This is a genomic window from Methylomagnum sp. (assembly GCF_054333355.1).
Genome location: NZ_JBTEKS010000496.1, coordinates 1 through 2,722 on the forward strand (window position 1 = coordinate 1; position 2,722 = coordinate 2,722).

The window sequence follows — 2,722 nt, forward strand, 5'->3', positions numbered from 1 at the left end:
CCGTTGATGAGCAGGGTTTGGATTTTGCTGCGCCGCCCCAGATTCAGCTTGACCGCCGACGGGAACGCCGCGCCGCCCATGCCCACCACGCCCGCCGACCCGACGCGCACGCCGATTTCTTCGGGGGTCAGGCTGAACGGGTCGATTTCGTCCGGCTTGTCGATCCATAGGTCTTCGCCGTCCGGCTCCAGCAGCAGCGTGGAGGCGGGCAGCGCGGACGGGTGGGCCGAGGGGTAATCCATGATGTCCACCACCGTGCCCGACGTGGGCGCGTGAACCGGCGCGGAAATGGTGCCTTGGCTGGCGGCCAGCAATTGGCCCTTGCGGACTTTGTCGCCGACCTTCACCACCGGCTCGGCGGGCTGTCCGACGTGCTGCTGCAAGGGCAGGTACAGCATGGCGGGCAGCGGGAAATTCTGGTCGATGAGCCGGTCGGCGGTGGCCGTTTTGCGGGGTTCGGGATGAACGCCGCCACGGATTTGATTCTTGGCGCCGTGGGTGGTACCGCGCCAGATGGAATACATATCGAAGGGAAACACGGTTTACCTCCTGTCGTTATAAAGGAGCAAAGGAGCGCCCCAGCACACCCTCTTCTCCCTCTCCCACCGGGAGAGGGTTGGGGTGAAGGGCAGTCCAAATGGGATTTCGCGCTTTGACTTCCCAATTGTTCATTTTCAGAACCGGGGTGGGGCTTTTTAAGGAAGAAATCCTTGTTTGGATCACCCTCACCCTAGCCCTTTCCCAGAAGGAGAGGGAATGAAGAAGAAACGCACTCGGCAACATGGCCTTACGCCCCCACCGGCTCAGGCGCGGGCCAGCGCCAGTTACGCAGGGTCACTTTGACGGGGTGCATCTTCAGGCATTCGGTCGGGCAAACCACCACGCATTTCTCGCAGGCGATGCAGGCGTCGGCGACGACGGCGTGGATTTGTTTGGGCGCGCCGACCAGGGCGTCGGTCGGGCAGACCTTGTAGCAGCGGGCGCAGCCAATGCAGTTGGATTCATCGACCCGCGCCACCATCGGCACCTTTTCCTCGACGCCGGACAGGTCGAGGTCGATGGACAGCAGCGTCGCCAATTGTTCGGCCAGCGCCTTGCCGCCGGGCGGGCAGAGGGTGGGCGGGGCGTTGCCAGCGACCAGGGCTTCCGCCGCAGGACGACAACCCGGATAGGCGCATTGCCCGCATTGCGAACCGGGCATGAGCCGCTCGATCTGATCCACCAGGGGATTGTCCTCGACCTTGAAGACCCGCGAGGCCATGCCGAGCAGGTATCCGAAAACCAGCCCCATGGCGGTCAGGCTAAGGATGGCGAAGAGTATGTACATAGTTATGCAAGCCTCTTTCTTAGTGCGTGTTCAGACCGGCGAAGCCCATGAACGCCAGCGACAGGATCCCGGCGGTGATGAAGGCGATGGGCGTCCCGGCGAAGGCTTCCGGCACCGCCATCAGGGCCATGCGTTCGCGGATGCCCGCAAAGATCGCCATGACCAGGGTGAAGCCGAGCGCCGAGCCGAAGCCGAATAGGGCGCTGTGCAGGAAGTCGTATTCCTGCTGGATGTTCAGGAGCGCCACGCCCAGCACCGCGCAGTTGGTGGTGATGAGGGGCAGGAAGATGCCCAGCACTTGGTAAAGGACGGGGCTGGTCTTGCGGACCACCATTTCGGTGAACTGCACGACGGCGGCGATGACCAGGATGAAGGCCAGGATGCGGAGGAAGCCGATCTCCAGCGGGTCGAGCAGGTAATGCTCGATGATCCAGCTTGCCACGGCGGTCAGGGTCAGCACGAAGGTTGTCGCGAAGCCCATGCCGATGGCGGAATCGAGTTTCTTGGACACGCCCATGAAGGGGCAAAGCCCTAAGAACTTCACCAGCACCACGTTGTTGACCAATGCTGTGCCGAGCAAAAGCATTAAATAATCGCCCACCTTGGGACTCCTCTAGCTGTTTGCTATGGTTCCCAGCACGGGCCGTGCCAAGGGGCTTGGTTTTTAAACCCCTGATTTAGCGGGGATTTGGCGGTGTGGGATGTGGCGCGGCATGTCGGAAACGGCACACGGGGCGGGGTTGGGGCGGGGTTTGTGGGGTTTATAACAAGCGGGCGGGTGCTGATCGTTCCCACGCAGATATTCACCGCCATTAAGTTAGGCCACCCGGTCGCTGAGCGGAGTCGAAGCGAACCCACCAAGGGCTTTGATTTCGCTGGCTTCGACTCCGCTCAGCCAGCGAAATCAAAGCCCATGCGCCCTTAACTTAACCTGATTAGCAAGGAACTTCAGTTGAGCCAGGAACCACGTCATTCCGGCATGGAAGGGGGATGTCGGGGAGCGCCCGAGACCCCCTTCCATGTCGGAATGACGGCTGAAATTTCTTAATTCTGGCCTCCATAAGTAGCCCGGATGGAGCGCGGCGGAATCCGGGATGCCTGGAAACCCGAGCCACCTTGGTTCCCGGATTCCACTGCGATCCAGTTTAAAGCCGACAAAGCGTATGCTTGATGGCCGTCGCAAAGGGAAGATGAGCCGTTTCCGCCAATTCGCTCTCCATAAAAGGCTCCCGTTCGTCCTTAGGAAGCTCGCTGAGTTCATCGCTAATCTGCACATATTTGGCAACCGCCCGCCAACGCTCGTAGCGCAAAGGGCCATTCAAATTGAAGATGCGCAAGGTTCCTTCGGCCCGCCGTCTTTCCGCATCGGACGACAAGTCGTCGCGAATGGCGATG

Annotated in this window: 3 protein-coding genes and 1 pseudogene; all 4 read right to left on the bottom strand. The window is 61.0% G+C overall.

Going from position 1 to position 2,722, the window contains the following annotated elements; all coding sequences use genetic code 11:
• Nucleotides 1-524, bottom strand: a pseudogene (locus ACXWUF_RS21590) (electron transport complex subunit RsxC); the annotation flags it as partial.
• 263 nt (nt 525-787) lie between these two features.
• Nucleotides 788-1,327, bottom strand: coding sequence for an electron transport complex subunit RsxB (gene rsxB, locus ACXWUF_RS21595; RefSeq protein WP_458496588.1), 540 nt, complete (start codon nt 1,325-1,327; stop codon nt 788-790).
• A gap of 19 nt (nt 1,328-1,346) precedes the next feature.
• Complete coding sequence (gene rsxA / locus ACXWUF_RS21600; RefSeq protein ID WP_458496589.1) at nt 1,347-1,928, bottom strand: electron transport complex subunit RsxA; 582 nt, start codon at nt 1,926-1,928, stop codon at nt 1,347-1,349.
• Between the two features lie 544 nt (nt 1,929-2,472).
• A partial coding sequence (locus ACXWUF_RS21605) for a hypothetical protein (protein ID WP_458496590.1) occupies nt 2,473-2,722 on the bottom strand: 250 nt, incomplete at its 5' end.